Origin of the sequence: Pseudomonas sp. Irchel 3A7 (assembly GCF_900187565.1) — a bacterium.
Classification (GTDB): Bacteria; Pseudomonadota; Gammaproteobacteria; order Pseudomonadales; family Pseudomonadaceae; genus Aquipseudomonas.
This window is the reverse complement of record NZ_FYED01000008.1, coordinates 178,045-195,830: the sequence shown is the minus strand read 5'-3', so window position 1 is coordinate 195,830 and position 17,786 is coordinate 178,045. Positions and strand designations below refer to the sequence as shown.

15 protein-coding genes are annotated in these 17,786 nt (G+C 61.5%); 8 read left to right on the top strand and 7 right to left on the bottom strand.

Features of this window, described 5'->3' with window-relative positions; translation table 11 throughout:
• Positions 1 to 56 precede the first annotated feature (56 nt).
• The 4 genes from CKW21_RS15430 to CKW21_RS15415 all read left to right on the top strand — a co-directional run bounded on the left by CKW21_RS15430 (position 57) and on the right by CKW21_RS15415 (position 4,613).
• The gene (locus CKW21_RS15430) at positions 57 to 1,235 is read left to right on the top strand and encodes an MFS transporter (protein WP_095194803.1); all 1,179 of its coding nucleotides are present in this window, start codon (positions 57 to 59) and stop codon (positions 1,233 to 1,235) included.
• A 160-nt stretch (positions 1,236 to 1,395) separates the two neighbouring features.
• Positions 1,396 to 2,103 carry an HPP family protein gene (locus CKW21_RS15425; RefSeq protein ID WP_095194802.1) on the top strand — a complete coding sequence of 236 codons (708 nt, stop codon included), beginning with the start codon at positions 1,396 to 1,398 and terminating at the stop codon, positions 2,101 to 2,103.
• 248 nt (positions 2,104 to 2,351) lie between these two features.
• Positions 2,352 to 3,458, top strand: coding sequence for an enoyl-CoA hydratase/isomerase family protein (locus CKW21_RS15420; RefSeq protein ID WP_095194801.1), 1,107 nt, complete (start codon positions 2,352 to 2,354; stop codon positions 3,456 to 3,458).
• Positions 3,459 to 3,461: 3 nt separating this feature from the next.
• On the top strand, positions 3,462 to 4,613 hold the full coding sequence (locus tag CKW21_RS15415; RefSeq protein WP_095194800.1) for an acyl-CoA dehydrogenase family protein: 1,152 nt from the start codon (positions 3,462 to 3,464) through the stop codon (positions 4,611 to 4,613).
• 108 nt (positions 4,614 to 4,721) lie between these two features.
• Here CKW21_RS15415 and CKW21_RS15410 read toward each other — a convergent pair whose 3' ends face one another.
• The 6 genes from CKW21_RS15410 to CKW21_RS15385 all read right to left on the bottom strand — a co-directional run bounded on the left by CKW21_RS15410 (position 4,722) and on the right by CKW21_RS15385 (position 11,701).
• A complete protein-coding gene (locus CKW21_RS15410; protein ID WP_095194799.1) occupies positions 4,722 to 5,495 on the bottom strand; it encodes an enoyl-CoA hydratase in 774 nt (257 codons plus the stop codon).
• Between the two features lie 15 nt (positions 5,496 to 5,510).
• Complete coding sequence (locus CKW21_RS15405; RefSeq protein ID WP_095194798.1) at positions 5,511 to 6,638, bottom strand: acyl-CoA dehydrogenase; 1,128 nt, start codon at positions 6,636 to 6,638, stop codon at positions 5,511 to 5,513.
• Between the two features lie 133 nt (positions 6,639 to 6,771).
• The gene (locus CKW21_RS15400; RefSeq protein WP_095194797.1) at positions 6,772 to 7,965 is read right to left on the bottom strand and encodes an acetyl-CoA C-acyltransferase; all 1,194 of its coding nucleotides are present in this window, start codon (positions 7,963 to 7,965) and stop codon (positions 6,772 to 6,774) included.
• A gap of 12 nt (positions 7,966 to 7,977) precedes the next feature.
• Positions 7,978 to 8,739: an SDR family NAD(P)-dependent oxidoreductase gene (locus tag CKW21_RS15395; protein WP_095194796.1), complete on the bottom strand. Its 762-nt coding sequence runs from the start codon at positions 8,737 to 8,739 to the stop codon at positions 7,978 to 7,980.
• Positions 8,740 to 8,755: 16 nt separating this feature from the next.
• On the bottom strand, positions 8,756 to 10,420 hold the full coding sequence (locus CKW21_RS15390; RefSeq protein WP_095194795.1) for an AMP-binding protein: 1,665 nt from the start codon (positions 10,418 to 10,420) through the stop codon (positions 8,756 to 8,758).
• A 264-nt stretch (positions 10,421 to 10,684) separates the two neighbouring features.
• Positions 10,685 to 11,701 (bottom strand): AraC family transcriptional regulator, encoded by a 1,017-nt coding sequence (locus CKW21_RS15385; protein ID WP_095194794.1) that lies wholly within the window; start codon positions 11,699 to 11,701, stop codon positions 10,685 to 10,687.
• A 290-nt stretch (positions 11,702 to 11,991) separates the two neighbouring features.
• On the opposite strand from CKW21_RS15385, the gene efeU reads away from it, so the two are divergent.
• From efeU to efeO (CKW21_RS15360), 4 genes are all read left to right on the top strand, one after another.
• Positions 11,992 to 12,849: an iron uptake transporter permease EfeU gene (gene efeU, locus CKW21_RS15375; protein ID WP_095194792.1), complete on the top strand. Its 858-nt coding sequence runs from the start codon at positions 11,992 to 11,994 to the stop codon at positions 12,847 to 12,849.
• A gap of 96 nt (positions 12,850 to 12,945) precedes the next feature.
• The gene (gene efeO / locus CKW21_RS15370; protein WP_095194791.1) at positions 12,946 to 14,145 is read left to right on the top strand and encodes an iron uptake system protein EfeO; all 1,200 of its coding nucleotides are present in this window, start codon (positions 12,946 to 12,948) and stop codon (positions 14,143 to 14,145) included.
• A gap of 18 nt (positions 14,146 to 14,163) precedes the next feature.
• The gene (efeB, locus tag CKW21_RS15365; RefSeq protein ID WP_095194790.1) at positions 14,164 to 15,462 is read left to right on the top strand and encodes an iron uptake transporter deferrochelatase/peroxidase subunit; all 1,299 of its coding nucleotides are present in this window, start codon (positions 14,164 to 14,166) and stop codon (positions 15,460 to 15,462) included.
• 18 nt (positions 15,463 to 15,480) lie between these two features.
• On the top strand, positions 15,481 to 16,305 hold the full coding sequence (efeO, locus tag CKW21_RS15360) for an iron uptake system protein EfeO (RefSeq protein WP_095194789.1): 825 nt from the start codon (positions 15,481 to 15,483) through the stop codon (positions 16,303 to 16,305).
• Positions 16,306 to 16,411: 106 nt separating this feature from the next.
• Here efeO (CKW21_RS15360) and pssA read toward each other — a convergent pair whose 3' ends face one another.
• The gene (gene pssA, locus CKW21_RS15355; protein ID WP_095194788.1) at positions 16,412 to 17,755 is read right to left on the bottom strand and encodes a CDP-diacylglycerol--serine O-phosphatidyltransferase; all 1,344 of its coding nucleotides are present in this window, start codon (positions 17,753 to 17,755) and stop codon (positions 16,412 to 16,414) included.
• Positions 17,756 to 17,786: the final 31 nt, after the last annotated feature.

Sequence of the window (17,786 nt, the reverse complement as noted above, 5' to 3'; positions counted from 1 at the left end):
GACACGGTTTTCAGTCAAACACTTGAACATCTGAAATAAGGACATTTGCACTCACCGTGGCCACTTACTCGCTCGTTATTCGCCGGTTGATGATCGTTTCGCTGACCATCGTCGTCAGTCGTGCCATCACCAGCCCGTTGCTCACGCTGTTCTTGAGCAACAAACTCGGCCTCAACCAACAGGACGTTGGCTTGCTGCTCGGTATCGCGGTGTTCATCGCCACCCTGCTCGCCCTGTATGGCGGCTACATCATCGACCGTCTTGAAAAGCGCCGGTTGCTGATTCTGGCGATGCTTTCCAGTGCCATCGGCTTCGTGCTGCTGACCTTCGCCGAAAACCTCTACCTGACCACTGTCACCCTGGTGATCACCGAGACGGCCTCGGCGCTGTTTCTCATCGGTTCCAAAGCGATCCTCAGCGAAAACCTGCCCATGGGCCAGCGCGCCAAGGCGTTTTCCCTGCGCTACACCTTGACCAACATCGGCTACGCCACCGGTCCCATGCTGGGCGTAGTGATCGCCGGCTACTATCCGATCGCGCCGTTCCTGATTGCCGGCGCCATCGCCTTTCTCAGTATCTTCCTGATGATCGGCATCCCGAAGGATTCGGCGCAGACCCCGGTCATTGGCCAACCGCAGAGCTTCCTCAAGACCCTGGTGACCCTGAAGAACGACCGCACCCTGATCATGTTCACCTGCGGTTGCCTGCTCAGCACCGTGGTCCACGGGCGTTTCACCCTGTACCTGTCGCAGTACCTGCTGGTGACCCACGATTCCAAAACCGCCCTGGACATCATGGCCGCCCTGCTCGCCTGCAACGCCGTCAGTGTGATCCTGTTGCAGTACCAGATCGGCCGCTTCCTCAATCGCGAAAAGCTGCGCTTCTGGATCGCCGGTGGCACCGGCCTGTTCATTCTCGGCTTGATCGGCTTCAGCCTGGCCGACGGCATGGTCAGTTGGTGCGTGGCGATGTTCATCTTCACCCTCGGGGAAATGATCATTTACCCGGCCGAATTCCTCTTCGTCGACACCCTGGCCCCGGAAGAATTGCGCGGCAGTTACTACGGCGCACAGAACCTGGCGGCCCTCGGCGGTGCATTGAGCCCGGTGATTTGCGGCTTCCTGCTGATGCACACGCCGGCACCGACCATGTTCTACGCCTTGAGTGCACTCACCGCCATGGGCGGATTCCTGTGTTTCATGAGTGGCCGGCGCGTGGCGTTACATCAGAATTAATGAACTGAAGCTTCATTAATATGAATTTGTCAGCATCAGCAAGGATCGGCACACTGTCGTCGTTCCTCCCCCAATTGTTGGAACAACTTCAAGGGCTTTCTGGGTATCCCAGACAAGCCTTTTTTTTTCCTCGGTTTTTTGTCAACGGAATGGTTTCCTCATGCTCGCTCGCTGGTTGCCCGCCGCCATCAACACCCGCCCCACCGAATGGAGCCGCGCCGCCATCGGCATGGCCCTCGGAACGATGCTCAGCGTGTGGCTGTGCGGTCAGGTGTTCGGCATCGAGGTGGCGCAGCATTTGATCGGCCCGCTGGGTGCTTCGGCGGTGTTGTTGTTCGCGGTGTCTTCCGGCGCACTGGCGCAGCCATGGTCGATTGTCGGCGGCTACTTGAGCGCCGGCGTGGTTTCGCTGCTGGTGGCCCATGTGCTGGGGCGCACGCTGGGCAGCGCTTGCCTGGCGGCCGGCATGGCCCTGATCCTGATGTGCTGGCTGCGTTGCCTGCACCCACCGGCCGGCGCGCTGGCGTTGACCCTGGTACTGGCGGACCCGGCGACCATTGCCATGGACTGGAAAGCCCTCGGCCCGGTGATGCTCGGCGCTACGATCATGTTGCTCAGCGCCCTGGCCTACAACAACCTGACGCGCATCCGATACCCCAAGCGCCCCGCTGAACCAGTGGCTGTGGTACCTGCCGACCATCCGCCCACCGACAGCCAGGCCATCACCGCCCAGGATTTGAAACTGGCGCTGGCCGACATGGAAGCTTTCTTCGACGTCACGCCTGAAGACCTGGAACAACTGATTCACGCCAGTGAGTTACATGCGAAACGTCGCAGTATTGGTGAAGTCCTGAGCCGTAGAACCTGACACTGAGCACCCCCTGTGGGAGCGAGCCTGCTCGCGAAAGCGCCATATCTGACGACATCAATGTTGAATGACATACCGTCTTCGCGAGCAGGCTCGCTCCCACAGGGGGCGCACGCGATCGTCATTGCAAATATGCAGAAAGCCCCTGCACATTTCCCCGTTGTACATCACAAATTTGCACTGTTACGATCCTGCATCGCTCGCGCGCGAGCTTCTCTATAAAGAACAATAAAAGCAGGGAGTTACTGATGACTGCTCAGGTTTCATCGAGGGCGACCACGCCCATGGATGCCACACACAATGAAGTGCTGGCCGAGGTTCGCAATCACATCGGTCACCTGACCCTCAACCGCCCCGCCGGTCTCAACGCCATCACCCTCGACATGGTTCGCCAATTACAGCGGCAACTGGATGCCTGGGCGGGCGACGCCAACGTACAGGCCGTTGTCCTGCGCGGCGCCGGGGAAAAAGCCTTCTGTGCCGGCGGCGACATTCGCTCGCTCTACGACAGCTTCAAAAGCGGCGACACGTTGCACGAAGACTTCTTCGTCGAGGAATACGCCCTCGACCTCGCGATCCACCACTACCGCAAACCGGTACTCGCCTTGATGGACGGTTTCGTCCTGGGCGGCGGCATGGGCCTGGTGCAGGGCGCCGACTTGCGGATAGTCACCGAGAAGAGCCGTCTGGCGATGCCGGAAGTGGGTATCGGCTATTTCCCGGATGTCGGCGGCAGTTATTTCCTGCCGCGCATCCCTGGTGAACTGGGGATTTACCTGGGTGTCAGCGGCGTGCAGATCCGCGCGGCCGATGCCCTGTATTGCGGCCTGGCCGACTGGTACCTGGACAGCAGCAAGCTGGCTACGCTGGATGAAAAACTCGACCAACTGCAATGGCACGAGTCACCGCTGAAGGACCTGCAAGGCTTGCTGGCCAAACTCGCGGTGCAGCAACTGCCCGACGCACCACTCAAAGCACTGCGCCCGGCCATCGACCACTTCTTCGCCCTGCCCGATGTGCCGAGTATTGTTGAACAATTGCGGGAAGTGACGGTTGCCGACAGCCACGAGTGGGCCACCACCACCGCCGACCTGCTGCAAACCCGTTCGCCGCTGGCCATGGGCGTGACGCTGGAGATGCTGCGACGTGGTCGGCACCTGAGCCTTGAACAATGCTTCGCCCTTGAGCTGCACCTGGACCGCCAGTGGTTCGAGCGCGGCGACCTGATCGAAGGCGTGCGCGCCTTGCTGATCGACAAAGACAAGAACCCGCGCTGGAATCCCCCCACCCTGCAGGCGCTGGACGCCGCACACGTGGCGAGTTTCTTCAACGGGTTTGACCAAAGCGGGAGCTGAGCCATGCACGATATCGAATTGAGCGAAGAACAAGTCATGATCCGCGACATGGCCCGGGACTTTGCCCGCGGCGAAATCGCCCCCCACGCCCAGGCCTGGGAAAAGGCCGGCTGGATCGACGACGGTCTGGTGGCGAAGATGGGCGAACTCGGCCTGCTGGGCATGGTGGTGCCCGAGGAATGGGGCGGCACTTACGTCGACTACGTTGCCTATGCCCTGGCGGTGGAAGAAATCTCGGCCGGCGACGGCGCCACCGGCGCGATGATGAGCATTCACAACTCAGTGGGTTGCGGGCCGGTGCTCAACTACGGCACCGAAGAACAGAAACAGACCTGGCTGGCGGACCTGGCCAGCGGCCAGGCCATCGGTTGTTTCTGCCTGACCGAACCCCAGGCCGGTTCCGAAGCGCACAACCTGCGCACCCGCGCCGAACTGCGCGACGGCCAATGGGTGATCAATGGCGCCAAGCAATTTGTCAGCAACGGCAAACGGGCAAAACTGGCGATCGTGTTTGCGGTGACCGATCCAGACCTGGGCAAGCGCGGCATCTCGGCGTTCCTGGTACCGACCAGTACCCCGGGTTTCACCGTGGACCGCAGCGAACACAAAATGGGCATCCGCGCTTCCGATACCTGCGCGGTGACGCTGAACAACTGCACCGTTGCCGAGGCCAACCTGCTGGGTGAGCGCGGCAAAGGCCTGGCCATCGCGTTGTCCAACCTCGAAGGCGGCCGCATCGGCATCGCCGCCCAGGCACTGGGCATTGCCCGCGCGGCCTTCGAAGCGGCACTGGCCTACGCCCGGGATCGCGTGCAATTCGACAAGCCGATCATCGAGCACCAGAGCATCGCCAACCTGCTGGCGGACATGCACATGCAACTCAATGCCGCACGGCTGATGATCCTGCATGCCGCGCGTTTGCGCAGCGCCGGCAAACCGTGCCTGTCGGAGGCCTCGCAGGCCAAGCTGTTTGCGTCGGAGATGGCCGAGAAAGTCTGTTCGTCAGCGATACAGATTCATGGCGGGTATGGCTATCTGGAGGATTACCCGGTGGAGCGTTACTACCGGGATGCGCGGATCACGCAGATTTATGAAGGGTCGAGCGAGATTCAGCGGATGGTGATTGCCCGGGAATTGAAAAACTACCTGGTGTAAACCCCAAAAGCTTCGCGAGCAGGCTCGCTCCCACAGGGGATCTCATGTACACCAGAGATCAACTGTGGGAGCGAGCCTGCTCGCGAAGGCGCCCGCACAAACGCTACATCACTTACCGACGAACTCAGCCTCGCGCTTGGCAATAAACGCCGCCATCCCTTCCTTCTGATCCTGCGTCGCAAACGCGGCATGGAACACCCGGCGCTCGAAGCGCACGCCTTCGGACAGGCTCACTTCAAAGGCGCGGTTGACGCTTTCCTTGACCATCATCGCGATCGGCAACGATTTTTTGGCAATCAACGTCGCGACTTTCAACGCTTCGTCCAGCAGCTCATCGCTCGGCACGATGCGTGCGGCGATGCCGCAACGCTCCGCTTCCACCGCATCGATCAGACGACCGCTGAGGCACATTTCCATGGCCTTGGCCTTGCCCACGGCGCGTGTCAGGCGCTGAGTGCCACCCATGCCCGGCAGCACGCCGAGGTTGATTTCCGGCTGACCGAACTTCGCGTTGTCACCAGCCAGGATGAAATCGCACATCAGCGCCAGTTCACAGCCGCCGCCCAGGGCGAAACCGTTGACCGCGGCGATGATCGGCTTGCGGCGGTTGGCCACGCGATCGCTGTCGCTGAACAGGTCGTCGAGGTAAATCTGCGGGTAGGTCAGCTCGGCCATTTCCTTGATGTCGGCACCGGCGGCAAAGGCTTTTTTCGAGCCGGTCAGCACGATGCAACCGATGTTCGAGTCAGCTTCCAGGCCGTCGAGGGCATGGTTCAGTTCGCTGACGATCTGCGCATTCAAGGCGTTCAGCGCCTGTGGGCGGTTCAGCGTGATCAGGCCGACGCGGCCGTGGGTTTCCAGCAAAATCGTTTCGTAGTTCACGTAGTGTTTTCCTTCTCAAAGATTGCGCGAAATGACCATCCGCTGAATATCGCTGGTGCCTTCGTAGATCTGGCAGACCCGCACATCGCGGTAGATCCGCTCCAGCGGGAAGTCGTTCAGGTAACCGTAGCCACCGAGGGTTTGCAACGCCGAGGAACAGACCTTTTCGGCCATTTCCGAGGCGAACAGCTTGGCCATCGACGCTTCGACCAGAGCCGGTTTGCCGCTGTCCCTCAACGCTGCTGCGTAGTGCACCATCTGCCGGGCCACCGCAATTTGGGTGGCCATATCCGCCAGGCGGAACGCCACGGCCTGATGCTCGATGATCGGCTTGCCGAAGCTCTCGCGTTCACGGGCGTAGTCGCGGGCTGCTTCGAAGGCGGCGCGGGCCATGCCCACCGATTGCGAAGCGATGCCGACACGCCCGCCTTCGAGGTTGGCCAGGGCGATCTTGTAGCCCTCGCCTTCTTCGCCCAGGCGGTTGGCCACCGGGACTTTCACGTCTTCAAACAGAATCTGGCAAGTGTCGGACGCATGCTGGCCGAGTTTGTCTTCGACCCGGGCGACTTTGTAACCCGGCGAATCGGTCGGCACGATCAGTGCCGTGATCCCGCGTTTGCCGGCACTCGGGTCAGTGACGGCGAACACAATCACCACCCCGGCGTTCTGCCCGGAGGTGATGAACTGTTTGCAGCCGTTGAGTACGTAGTGATCGCCTTCCAGCCGCGCACGGGTTTTCAGGCCGCTGGCGTCGGAGCCGGCCTGGGGCTCGGTCAAGGCGAATGCGCCGAGCATCGCGCCGCTGGCCAGTGGCTTGAGGAAGCGCTCTTTCTGGTCGTCGTTGCCGTAATTGAGGATCGGCACGCAACCCACCGAGTTGTGCACGCTCATGATGGTCGAGCAGGCACCATCGCCGGCGGCGATTTCTTCCAGGGCCATGGCGTAGGCCAGGTAACCGGTGTCGCAACCGCCCCACTGCTCCGGCACCAACATGCCGAAGAAGCCCAGCTCGGCCATCTCGCCGATGGCTTCCTTGGGGAAACGGTGCTCGCGGTCCCATTCGGCGGCGAAGGGTTTCAGCCGCTCCTGGGCAAACTGCCGGGCCGCGTCGCTGATCTGAAGTTGTTCGTCATTGGGGATCATAAATTTGAGCCTTAATACAATTTAACCTGTGGGAGCGAGCCTGCTCGCGAAAGCGGTGTGTCATTCGACATCAATGTTGACTGACATGGCCTCTTCGCGAGCAGGCTCGCTCCCACATGGGCCTGCCTCAGTTTCAGTACAGGCACTCGACCGCCATCGCCGTGGCCTCGCCGCCACCAATACAAATCGCCGCCACGCCACGCTTCAAGCCTTTCTGGCGCAGGGCCGAGAGCAAGGTCACCAGAATCCGCGCGCCGGACGCACCGATCGGGTGGCCCAGGGCACAAGCGCCGCCGTGCACGTTGAGCTTCTCGTGAGGGATCTCCAGGTGGCTCATCGCGGCCATGCCGACCACGGCGAAGGCTTCGTTGACTTCCACCAGGTCCACCTGATCCAGCGACCAGCCGGTTTTCTTCATCAGCTTCTTGATCGCGCCAATCGGCGCCACCGGGAACAGGCCCGGGGTATCGGCGAACGCCGCGTGGCCATGAATCACCGCCAGTGGCTTGAGACCCCGCTTGTCAGCTTCGGAGCGGCGCATCAGCACCATTGCCGCCGCGCCGTCGGAAATCGAACTGGAGTTCGCCGCCGTCACGGTGCCGCCTTCGCGGAACGCGGGTTTCAATGAGGCGATCTTGTCCAGCTTGGCTTTCGGTGGCTGCTCGTCGTTGCTGATCACCACTTGTTCCTTGCCGACGGTGACGGTCAACGGCACGATCTCGTCCTTGAAGCTGCCATCCTTGATCGCCTGCTGCGCGCGGGTGGTCGAGGCAATGGCGAACGTATCCTGGGCTTCGCGGCTGAAGTCGTTGGTTTCAGCGCAGTCTTCGGCAAAGGTGCCCATCAGGCGGCCTTTGTCGTAGGCGTCTTCCAGGCCATCCAGGAACATCGAATCGAGCACCCGGCCGTGGCCCATGCGATAGCCGCTGCGAGCGCGGTCCAGCAGGTAGGGCGCGTTGGACATGCTTTCCATGCCGCCGGCAATCACCACATCGGCGCTGCCAGCCAATAGCATGTCATGGGCCAGGATGGCGGTTTCCATACCAGAGCCGCACATCTTGTTCACGGTGGTGCAGCGGGTCGATTTGTCCAGCCCCGCACCCAGCGCGGCCTGACGCGCGGGAGCCTGGCCCAGACCGGCGGGCAACACGCAACCGAACAGCACTTCATCGACCGCATCCGGCGCAACACCGGCGCGCTCGACAGCAGCCTTGATCGCGGCGGCACCGAGTTGCGGTGCGGTCAGGCTTTTGAGTTCGCCCTGGAACCCGCCCATCGGGGTGCGGACGGCGCTGACGATAACGATTGGATCATTTGCGATAGTCATGACATATCCTCCTTATTTTGCCGCCATGCGCAAGGCACCGTCGAGACGGATCACCTCGCCATTGAGCATGCTGTTTTCAATGATATGCCTGACCAGCTGCGCATACTCGGCCGGTTTGCCCAGGCGCGGCGGGAACGGCACGCCGGCCGCCAGGGAGTCGCGGACTTCCGGGGTCATGCCGGCCATCATCGGCGTTTCGAAAATGCCCGGGGCGATGGTCATCACACGGATGCCGAAACGCGCCAGCTCACGGGCGGCGGGCAAGGTCAGGCTGACGATGGCGCCTTTGGAGGCCGCGTAGGCCGCCTGGCCGATCTGGCCGTCGTACGCCGCCGCCGACGCGGTGTTGATGATCACGCCGCGCTCGCCATCGGTGTCCGCTTCGGTCTCGGCAATCGCCGCCGAGGCCAGACGCAGCATGTTGAAGCTGCCGATCAGGTTGACGTTGATCACCTGGCTGAAACTGGCCAAGGCGTGCGGACCGTTCTTGCCGAGGATCTTCTCGCCGCGCACGATGCCCGCGCAGTTGACCAGGCCATTGAGACCGCCAAAGGCCTTGACCGTCGCCTGCACCGCCGCTTCAGCCGCCGCTTCGTCGCTGATGTCCGCCACCACGCTGTGCGCGCCCAAACGCTGGGCCTGCGCCGCGACCGCTTCGGCGTTCATGTCCACCAGCATCACTTTGGCACCGGCGCCGACCAGCATTTCAGCGGTGGCCGCACCCAGGCCGGAAGCACCGCCGGTGACGAGAAAAACCTTGTTTTCGATCTGCATCATTGTTTCCTTGGATTCAAGCTGAAACGTTCTTCGCCGCGGCCTCTTGAGCCTTGGCGATTTCCTGGTTGCGCAAGATAAAGCGCTGCAATTTGCCGCTTGGGGTTTTCGGCAACTCGCTGACAAATTCGATTTCACGGGGGTACGAGTGCGCCGCCAGGCGCTTGCGCACATGCTGGCGCAGTTCCTCGGCCAGTTCCGGCGCAGCGCGGTATTGCGCGCTGAGCACGACGAAGGCTTTGACCAGTTCGGTGCGCTCCGGATCGGGCTTGCCGACCACTGCCGCTTCCACCACTGCCGGGTGTTCGATCAAGGCACTTTCCACATCGAACGGGCCGACGCGGTAGCCGGAAGTGGTGATCACGTCATCGCTGCGACCGACGAAGCTGATGCTGCCGTCCGGGTTCCATTCGACGGTATCGCCGCTCAGGTAATAGTTGCCGACGAAGGCCTTGGTCGGTGCGCCCTGGTAACCGGCGAACCAGCACATTGGCGACTGGGTACGGTCGATGGCCAGGATGCCCGGCTGGCCGACCCCCAGTTCCTTGTATTCATCGTCCAGCACCACGATGCGGTGACCGGGCGAGGCAAAACCGGCGGCGCCCAGATGAATCGGATGTTCCAGGCCATGGTGGTTGCACAGGACCATGCCCAGTTCTGTCTGGCCGTAGTGGTCATGAATCACCACGCCCAGGTTGTCGGCGAACCAGCGGATCACTTCCGGGTTCAGCGGCTCGCCGGCGCTGCTGACGATGCGCAGCTTGCCATTGATCGACTTGGCGAATTCGTCGCCGCCGGCAATCAACAGGCGGTAAGCGGTGGGCGAACCGGTGAGGTTGGTAATGCCGTATTTGTTGATCACCCGGCAGGTGCTTTCGAGGGTGAACGGGCCATCGTAGAAGGTGATCGGGTGCCCCATGGCCATCGGCCCGGTCACGCCGAAATAAATGCCATAGGCCCAGCCCGGATCGGCGACGTTCCAGAATGCGTCTTCCGGGCGCAGGTCCACAGCGTCGCGGGTATAGCTCTCGAACGCGACGATGGCCTTGAGCGGCACCGACAGCGCTTTCGACGGGCCGGTGGTGCCCGAGGTGAACATCAGCAGGAACGGGTCTTCACCGGTGAGCATTACCGGTTCACAGACGTTGGAATAGTTGGCCAGTTCGGCCCAGAAGCTGTAATCGCCCTGCACAATGCCCTGCCCCTTGGGGCCGGCAACGGTGACGATGGTCGGGCAATCGGCGACTTCGGCGAGTTTCGAGCGGTTGACCGCGTCGGTGACCACCACTTTGGCGCCGGAGCTGCCGAGGCGATGCTCGATGGCTTTCGGGCCGAAGGCGGTGAACAGTGGCTGGTAGACCGCGCCGATGCGCCAGGTGGCGAACACGGTGATGAGCAATTCGATGTTACGTGGCAGCAGGCCCGCGACTTTGTCGCCCTTCTGCACGCCCTGGCTCAAGAGGAAATTGGCGAAACGCGCGGCCTTGTCCTGCAGGTCGCTGAAGGTGTACGTCGCGCTGGCGCCATCGCGGCCTTCCCAGAACAGCGCGATGCGCCCCGGCAAGGCATGCCGGTCACAACACTCGATGCAGGCATTGAGGGCGGTCAGATCGCCTGCGAGTGCGGCGTCGACGGTGTGCTGATAATTGAACTGTGAAACAGCAGACAAGTAATCGCGCATTGCCAGAATCCCTCTGTGTTTTTTATTAGGTTGGGGGAACCGTAACCAACAGGGAAATACTCGCTCTGCGCGGGGGGTGGGGCAATGGTCAAAGTTATCAAGTTGCTTGACTGGTTTGGCCAAGGTTCAAGGGATGCGGTGGCTGGACGGACGCCTTCGCGGGCAAGCCCGCTCCCACAGGTTATGTGTCAATTTTGAAAACACACAAATCCTGTGGGAGCTGGCTTGCCAGCGATGAGGGCGGCCCGGTCAACACATGTCGGATCAGGAGGCTTCGTTGAGGATCAAACTGCGGTAATGCCCCGGATTGGAGCCCGACCACTTGCGAAACGCCTTGTAGAACGAACTCGCATCGGCAAACCCCAGCCGGGTGGCGATTTCGCTGAAGCTGATGCTCGGCTCCGCCAGCCAGACGATGGCCAGTTCCTTGCGCACACTGTCCTTGAGCCCCTGGTAGCTCTGGCCTTCCTCCGCCAGTCGCCGACGCAGGGTCGAGGCCGACATGCACAGGCGTTGCGCCAGCGCTTCGGTTTCCGGCCATTGTTCGGCGGGCAGTTGTCGCAGATCGTGCTTGATCCGGCTGGCCAGGCTTTCCGGATCGCGATACTTCACCAGGATGTTGGCCGGCGCATGGGCCAGGAAACGCTTGAGTTCTTCAGCGCTGCGCTTGATCGGCAGATCCAGGCAATCGGCGGCGAAAATCATCCGTGTACGTGGCCGGTCGAAACGCAGGTTCTCGGAAAACATCACTTGATAGTCGTCGCAGAAATCCGGCTGCGGGCAACGCAACTCGATGGCCAGAATCGGGATCCGACGTCCCGCCAGCCAGCAGGCCACGCCGTGCACGATCATCCAGTAGGTGAAGTAGGTGAAGGCTCGGCGCGGTTCGTGGTCGTCTTCGAGCAACACGATTTCCGCCAGGCTTTGCTGACGCACCAGTTCGGCGGGCATGCGTTCGAGCATCAGCGACAGAAAACCCAGGCCACTGGTGAGCCCCGCCGCCAGGCTCGGCTGGACCATGGCGCAACGACAGAGAAACTCAAGGCTGCCGGACTTGAGCTTGCGCGGGTCCATGCCGAAAAACTCGTCGTCGCCCCGTCGCGCCAGCAAGCGCCACAGTCGCGCATAGGCGGTGGCCGGCACCCTGGCAGTGCCGTTTTGCAGGAGGACAGGATCGATGCCGACCTTGTTCAACGCCTCTTCGGTGGCGACGCCCGGGGCGCAACTCTGCAACAGCGCTTCACGCACCAGTTGAATGGAAATGGTGTCTTTTTCCGACATTGAGCGAGGTGTGCCCTGTTCTTGTTTGGGTGGGGGGCATATTAGCTGAAACCGCCAGCTCACCGCAGATCCCTGTGGACAAGCAAATCCCTGTGGGAGCGAGCCTGCTCGCGAAGAGGATTTCGGATTCGATAAAGGGGGGACTGACACTGCGCCTTCGCGAGCAGGGGATACAGTTGACCTTGAAGTTCGTTCAGCTTAGGTTCAGCTAAATGTCAATCACTGCCATTTGGGAATGAGTGTCATTATGTTACAACTTAGCACCCTATCTATTGCTGACACGGTGCTGAATGTTCGTCCCCTTTCTGATCATGTTGCGCGAAGGCATCGAGGCCGCATTGATCGTCGGCATCATCGCCAGTTACCTGAAACAGACCGGTCGCGGCCAGTGGATGCCCGCCGTGTGGATCGGTGTATTTCTCGCCGCCGCCCTGGCCCTGTTGGTCGGTGGCGGCCTGGAACTGGTCAGCGCCGAGTTTCCGCAGAAACAACAGGAGCTGTTTGAAGGCGTGGTTGGGCTGGTGGCCGTCGGCATCTTGAGTTCGATGGTGTTCTGGATGCGCAAGGTCGCGCGTTCGATCAAGCATTCGCTGCACGCGTCTCTTGATCAGGCACTGACCGGTTCCAGGCATCAGGTGACCGCACTGATCGCCATGGTGTTTTTCGCCGTGGCCCGGGAAGGCCTGGAAACCGTATTTTTCCTGCTCGCGGTGTTCCAGCAAAGCGAAGGTCCGGCGGCCCCGATCGGCGCCCTGCTCGGCCTCATCCTGGCAATCATGGTCGGCGTCCTGATCTACAGCGGCAGCATGCGCCTGAACCTCGGCGCGTTCATGCGCTGGACCGGTCTGTTCATTCTCGTGGTGGCCGCCGGGATCCTTGCCAATTCCGTACAAGCGCTGCATGAAGCCGGCGTGTGGAATCACCTGCAAACCGTGCTCTTCGACCTCAGCGCGACGCTGCCGATGGACGGCCCGCTGGGCTCGGTGCTGGCCGGGATGTTCGGTTACCAGGATGCCCCGACCGTCAGCACCCTCGGCGCTTATCTGATTTACCTGGCGGTGGCGCTGGTGATGTTCTTTCTCCCCGCCCCTGTGCCAGACACCAACCCTTGTGGGAGCGAGCCCGCTCGCGAAGGTCGTCAACGATAACGCGTAAACGCCAGATAACCAGCGGTGGTTTTTTCGCGAGCAGGCTCGCTCCCACAGGGTCAGTCACTTTTCAGTTTCCAATCAGTAAGGGCAACCATGCCAACTCCAGCCCCAACCCAGGCTCCCCCTCCCCGCGCCCTGCGCTGGGCGGTGGCCGGTTCGGTGATCGTGATGATCGCCGCCGGCGGCCTGTTCTACTACGCCTCGAAAATGGCCGCGGCCAAGCGCCAGGCCAACCATGATGAAGTGTTGGTGACCATTCACCCGCACCGTTGCGAGCCTGGTGCCCTGACCGTTCCCGCCGGTCGCGCCAGTTTCCGTATCGTCAACCGCTCGGATCGGGCTGTTGAATGGGAAATCCTCGACGGCGTGCTGGTGGTCGAAGAACGGGAAAACATCGCGCCGGGCCTGAGCCAGGTGATCAATGCCGACCTGTTGCCCGGCGATTACGCGATCACCTGCGGTCTGCTGAGCAACCCGCGCGGGACCTTGCACGTTACGCCGACAGCCGCTTCCGACGCGGCGGCCAAGGCCAAACCGTCGATGGTGGCGTTTGTCGGGCCGTTGTCGGAATTTCGCGTGTACCTCAGCAACCAGGGCACGACGCTGATCAAGGCCGTTACCGCACTGAATCAAGCCATCGAAGCTGGCGATTTGAGTCAGGCTCAAACCTTGTACATTCCGGCCCGCGCTGCTTACCAGCGCCTGGCCCCGGCTGCCCAACGCCTGGCGGAGCTCGACAACGGGATCAACGCCCGTGCCGATTACTTCGAAAAACGCGAGCAGGACCCGGCGTTCACCGGTTTCCATCGCCTCGAATACGCGCTGTTCCAGCAACGCAACCTCGACGGTCTGGCACCGGTCGCCCAGCGCCTTCTGACCGATGTCACCACCCTCAAGCAACAGCTGCTGGCCCAGTCGTTGCCGCCGGAACAACTGGTGAGCACCGTGGTGCGCAACCTCAACAGCCTCGCCGACGTCCGTGCCGGCAGCGGTGAAGAAGAACGCTACAGCCACAGCGACCTGAACGGCTTTGTCGGCAACTTCGACGCTGCGCGCAAAGTCGTCGAGCTGCTGCGCCCGTTGCTGACTAAATCCGCCGCCGACCTGTTGCCGAACATCGACAGCGCCCTTGTCGCATTCGAGTCCGAACTCAATGGCTTCAAGGTCAACGACGGTTACGCCAGCTACGACAGCGTCAGTGCCGGTCAGCGCACGCAGATTGCCGACAAGGCCAAAGCATTGGCCGCTGCACTTGACGCGATTGATCCCGCCCTTGGCCTTAGCGGCCTGTAAGCAGAAGACGACTTTCAGATGAACGATTCAGAGCAGTTCAACCTCCAGCGCCGCCGGGTATTGATGGGCATGGGCGTCGCCGGTGTCGCCCTTGCGGGTTCAGCCCTGAGCTGCCCGGCCATGGCCGCTGGTGCCGCGCAAGTGACCCAAGCCCCCAGCAGTGACCGCACCGAAGACCGCCATGATTTCCACGGCAAACACCAGAGCGGCATCGTCACCCCGCGACCGGCATCGGGCATGCTGGTGGCATTCGATGTGCTGGCCAGCGACCGTGAAGATCTGGAGCGCCTGTTCCTCACCCTCAACGAACGCATCGCGTTTTTGATGACGGGCGGCCCGGTCGCTCAGGTCGACCCGAAGCTGCCGCCGGTGGATTCCGGGATTCTTGGGCCAGTGGTCACGCCGGACAACCTGACCATCACCGTGTCAGTGGGCGAATCCTTGTTCGACGAGCGTTTCGGTCTCGCCGATGCCAAGCCCAAGCGCCTTGTCCGCATGGTCGGTTTCCCCAACGATGCACTGGAAGCCGATTGCTGCCACGGCGACCTGAGCCTGCAGTTCTGCGCCAACACCGCCGACACCAACATCCACGCCCTGCGCGACATCGTAAAAAACCTCCCCGACCTGCTGCTGGTGCGCTGGAAACAGGAAGGCAGCGTGCCGCCCCAGGCCCCGGCCAAACCCGGCGTGCCCGCACAGAGCGCACGCAATTTCCTCGGTTTTCGCGACGGTTCGGCCAACCCCGATTCCAACGACGGCAAAGCCATGGACCGCATCGTCTGGGTCCAGCCCGGCAGCGACGAACCGACCTGGGCGGCCAACGGCAGCTATCAAGCGGTGCGGATCATCCGCAACTTCGTCGAGCGTTGGGACCGCACGCCCTTGCAGGAACAGGAAAGCATTCTCGGCCGGGTCAAAAGCAGCGGCGCGCCCATCGGCGGCAGCCATGAAACCGAAGTGCCAGATTACGCCAAAGACCCCGAAGGCAAGCTGACCAAACTCGATGCCCACATCCGCCTGGCCAACCCGCGCACCGCCGCGACCCAAGCCAATCTGATCCTGCGCCGACCGTTCAACTACTCCAACGGCGTGAACAAGAACGGTCAGCTGGACATGGGCCTGCTGTTCATCTGCTACCAGGCCGATCTGGAGAAAGGCTTTATCACCGTGCAAACCAGGCTCAACGGCGAACCGCTGGAGGAATACCTCAAGCCGGTCGGCGGTGGGTATTTCTTCACTTTGCCCGGTGTGAACGGCGATCAGGATTACATCGGCCGCTCGCTGCTCAACGCTACTCAACCAAAAACAACAACCTGACCCCTACGGAGCCCTCTGATGAAAAAATCGCCACTGGCGTTAATGCTGACCCTAGGTTTGCTCAACACCCCGTTTTCAGCGTTCGCCGCGACGGCGCCGCTGGAGTTGGTGCAGCCGATTTCCGACTACAAGATCTACGTCACCGAACAACTGGATGAGCTGGCCAGCCACACCCGACAGTTCACCGACGCGGTGAAAAAAGGCGACCTGGCCACCGCGAAAAAACTCTATGCGCCGACCCGGGTTTACTACGAGTCGATCGAGCCGATTGCCGAGCTGTTCAGTGACCTCGATGCGTCCATCGACTCCCGGGTCGATGACCACGAAAAAGGCGTAAAGGCCGAAGACTTCACCGGATTCCACCGCATCGAATACTCGCTGTTCTCGGAAAACAGCACCCGGGGCCTGGGTGAACTGGCGGATGGCCTGAACAACGACGTCAAGGACCTGCAAACCCGCGTCGCCGGCCTGACCTTCCCGCCGGAAAAAGTCGTCGGCGGCGCCGCTGCGCTGCTGGAAGAAGTAGCGGCCACCAAGATCTCCGGCGAGGAAGATCGCTACAGCCACACCGACCTGTACGACTTCCAGGGCAACATCGACGGGGCGAAGAAAATCGTCGACCTGTTCCGTCCGCAGATCGAGAAACAGGACGCGGCATTCGTCGCCAAAGTCGACAGGAACTTCGCCACGGTGAATACCATTCTGGCCAAGTACAAGACCCAGGGTGGCGGATTCGAGACCTATGACAAGGTGAAGGAGAACGACCGCAAGGCGCTGGTCGGGCCGGTGAATACACTGGCTGAGGATTTGTCGACGTTGCGCGGCAAGCTGGGTTTGAACTGAGTCTTGTTACGCCTGAGCGGGCCTCTTCGCGAGCAGGCTCGCTCCCACAGGGTTATGTGCCGAACACGAATCCACTGTGGGAGCGAGCCTGCTCGCGAATGCTTTTTTACAGAATGCGGTAGAGCAACCGCTCGATCCGCACGCGACTCACACGTTTGAGAAACCTGGCCACCCCCGCCGGGTACTCGGGCAATGTTTCCAGGTCCTGATAACGCTCGATGCGCGTCGTGTGCTGGAAGATCTCTTTCAACTCCTTGCGGCGGGACTCAAGCAACTCGCCTTTCGGATCATCGATCAGCAAGGCGTTTTCCAGATCGAGGCGGAACGCCCGAGGGTTGAGGTTGTTGCCGGTCAGCAAGGTGTAGCGCTTGTCCACCCACATGCCCTTGAGGTGGTACGTGTTATCGCCTTCCTTCCACAGGTGCAGGTTCAACTGGCCGCTGTCGATGTTGCGCTGATGGCGCTTGGCGAACCGGCGCAGGCTGATTTCGTAGAGGTACGGCAGCGCCGCGATCACCTTGAACGGCTCGCTCGGCGGAATGTAGAAGTCGTTGGCGGTCTTGTCGCCGACCACGATGTCGATCTTCACGCCACGGGCCAGTGCCCGGTTGATTTCCCGGGTCACGGCCAGCGGCAGGTTGAAGTACGGCGTGCAGATGGTCAGTTGATGCTGGGTGCTGGCGATCAGTTCGCAAATCACCCGGCTCAGCGGGTTGTTCTTGCCCACGCCCAATAACGGGCTCACCGACAGACCGCCCTTATCTGTCGTGCCCTCGGTGGTGTCGTACGCGGCGTGCTTGAGCCGGCTGCGCAAGTCACCGATGTCATTGCGCAGGCTGCGGGTGGTCGGCAGGTTCGGCAGATCGAGACGATGCACGGCTTTGGAAGCCACCAGGCCATGCTGAACCAGATGCTGCATCGAGTCGGCCAGGGCGCGGTTGTGCAGCAGGTGGTAACGGTCGTAGCGGTATTTGTCGAATTTGTGCAGATAGACGTTGTTCAGGCTCGCGCCGCTGTAGATCACGCAGTCATCGATGACGAAGCCCTTCAGGTGCAATACGCCGAACAGTTCGCGGGTCTGCACCGGTACGCCGTAGATCGGAACTTCGCTGGCGTGGGTGCGGGTCATGTCCTGATACCAGGCCGAATTGCCCGGTTGCTTGCCGGCACCGATCAAACCGCGCTGGGCGCGCAGCCAGTCGACGACCACCACCACGTCCAGTTGCGGGCGCTTGAGTTTGGCGGCGTGCAAGGCATCGAGAATGTCCTGGCCGGCTTCATCCTGTTGCAGGTACAGCGCAACGATATAGATGCGCTGTGTGGCGCCGGCGATTTTTTCCAGCAGGCAACGACGGAACTCGGCAGCGCCAGAGAGGATGGTGACGGCATCGGCGGTCAGCGGAAAACTGCGCAGTTTTGGCAGCAGGGAGCGTTTGAAAAGCAACGGCATAGGGCTCGCAATCGGGTCGAATCCAGAGAGT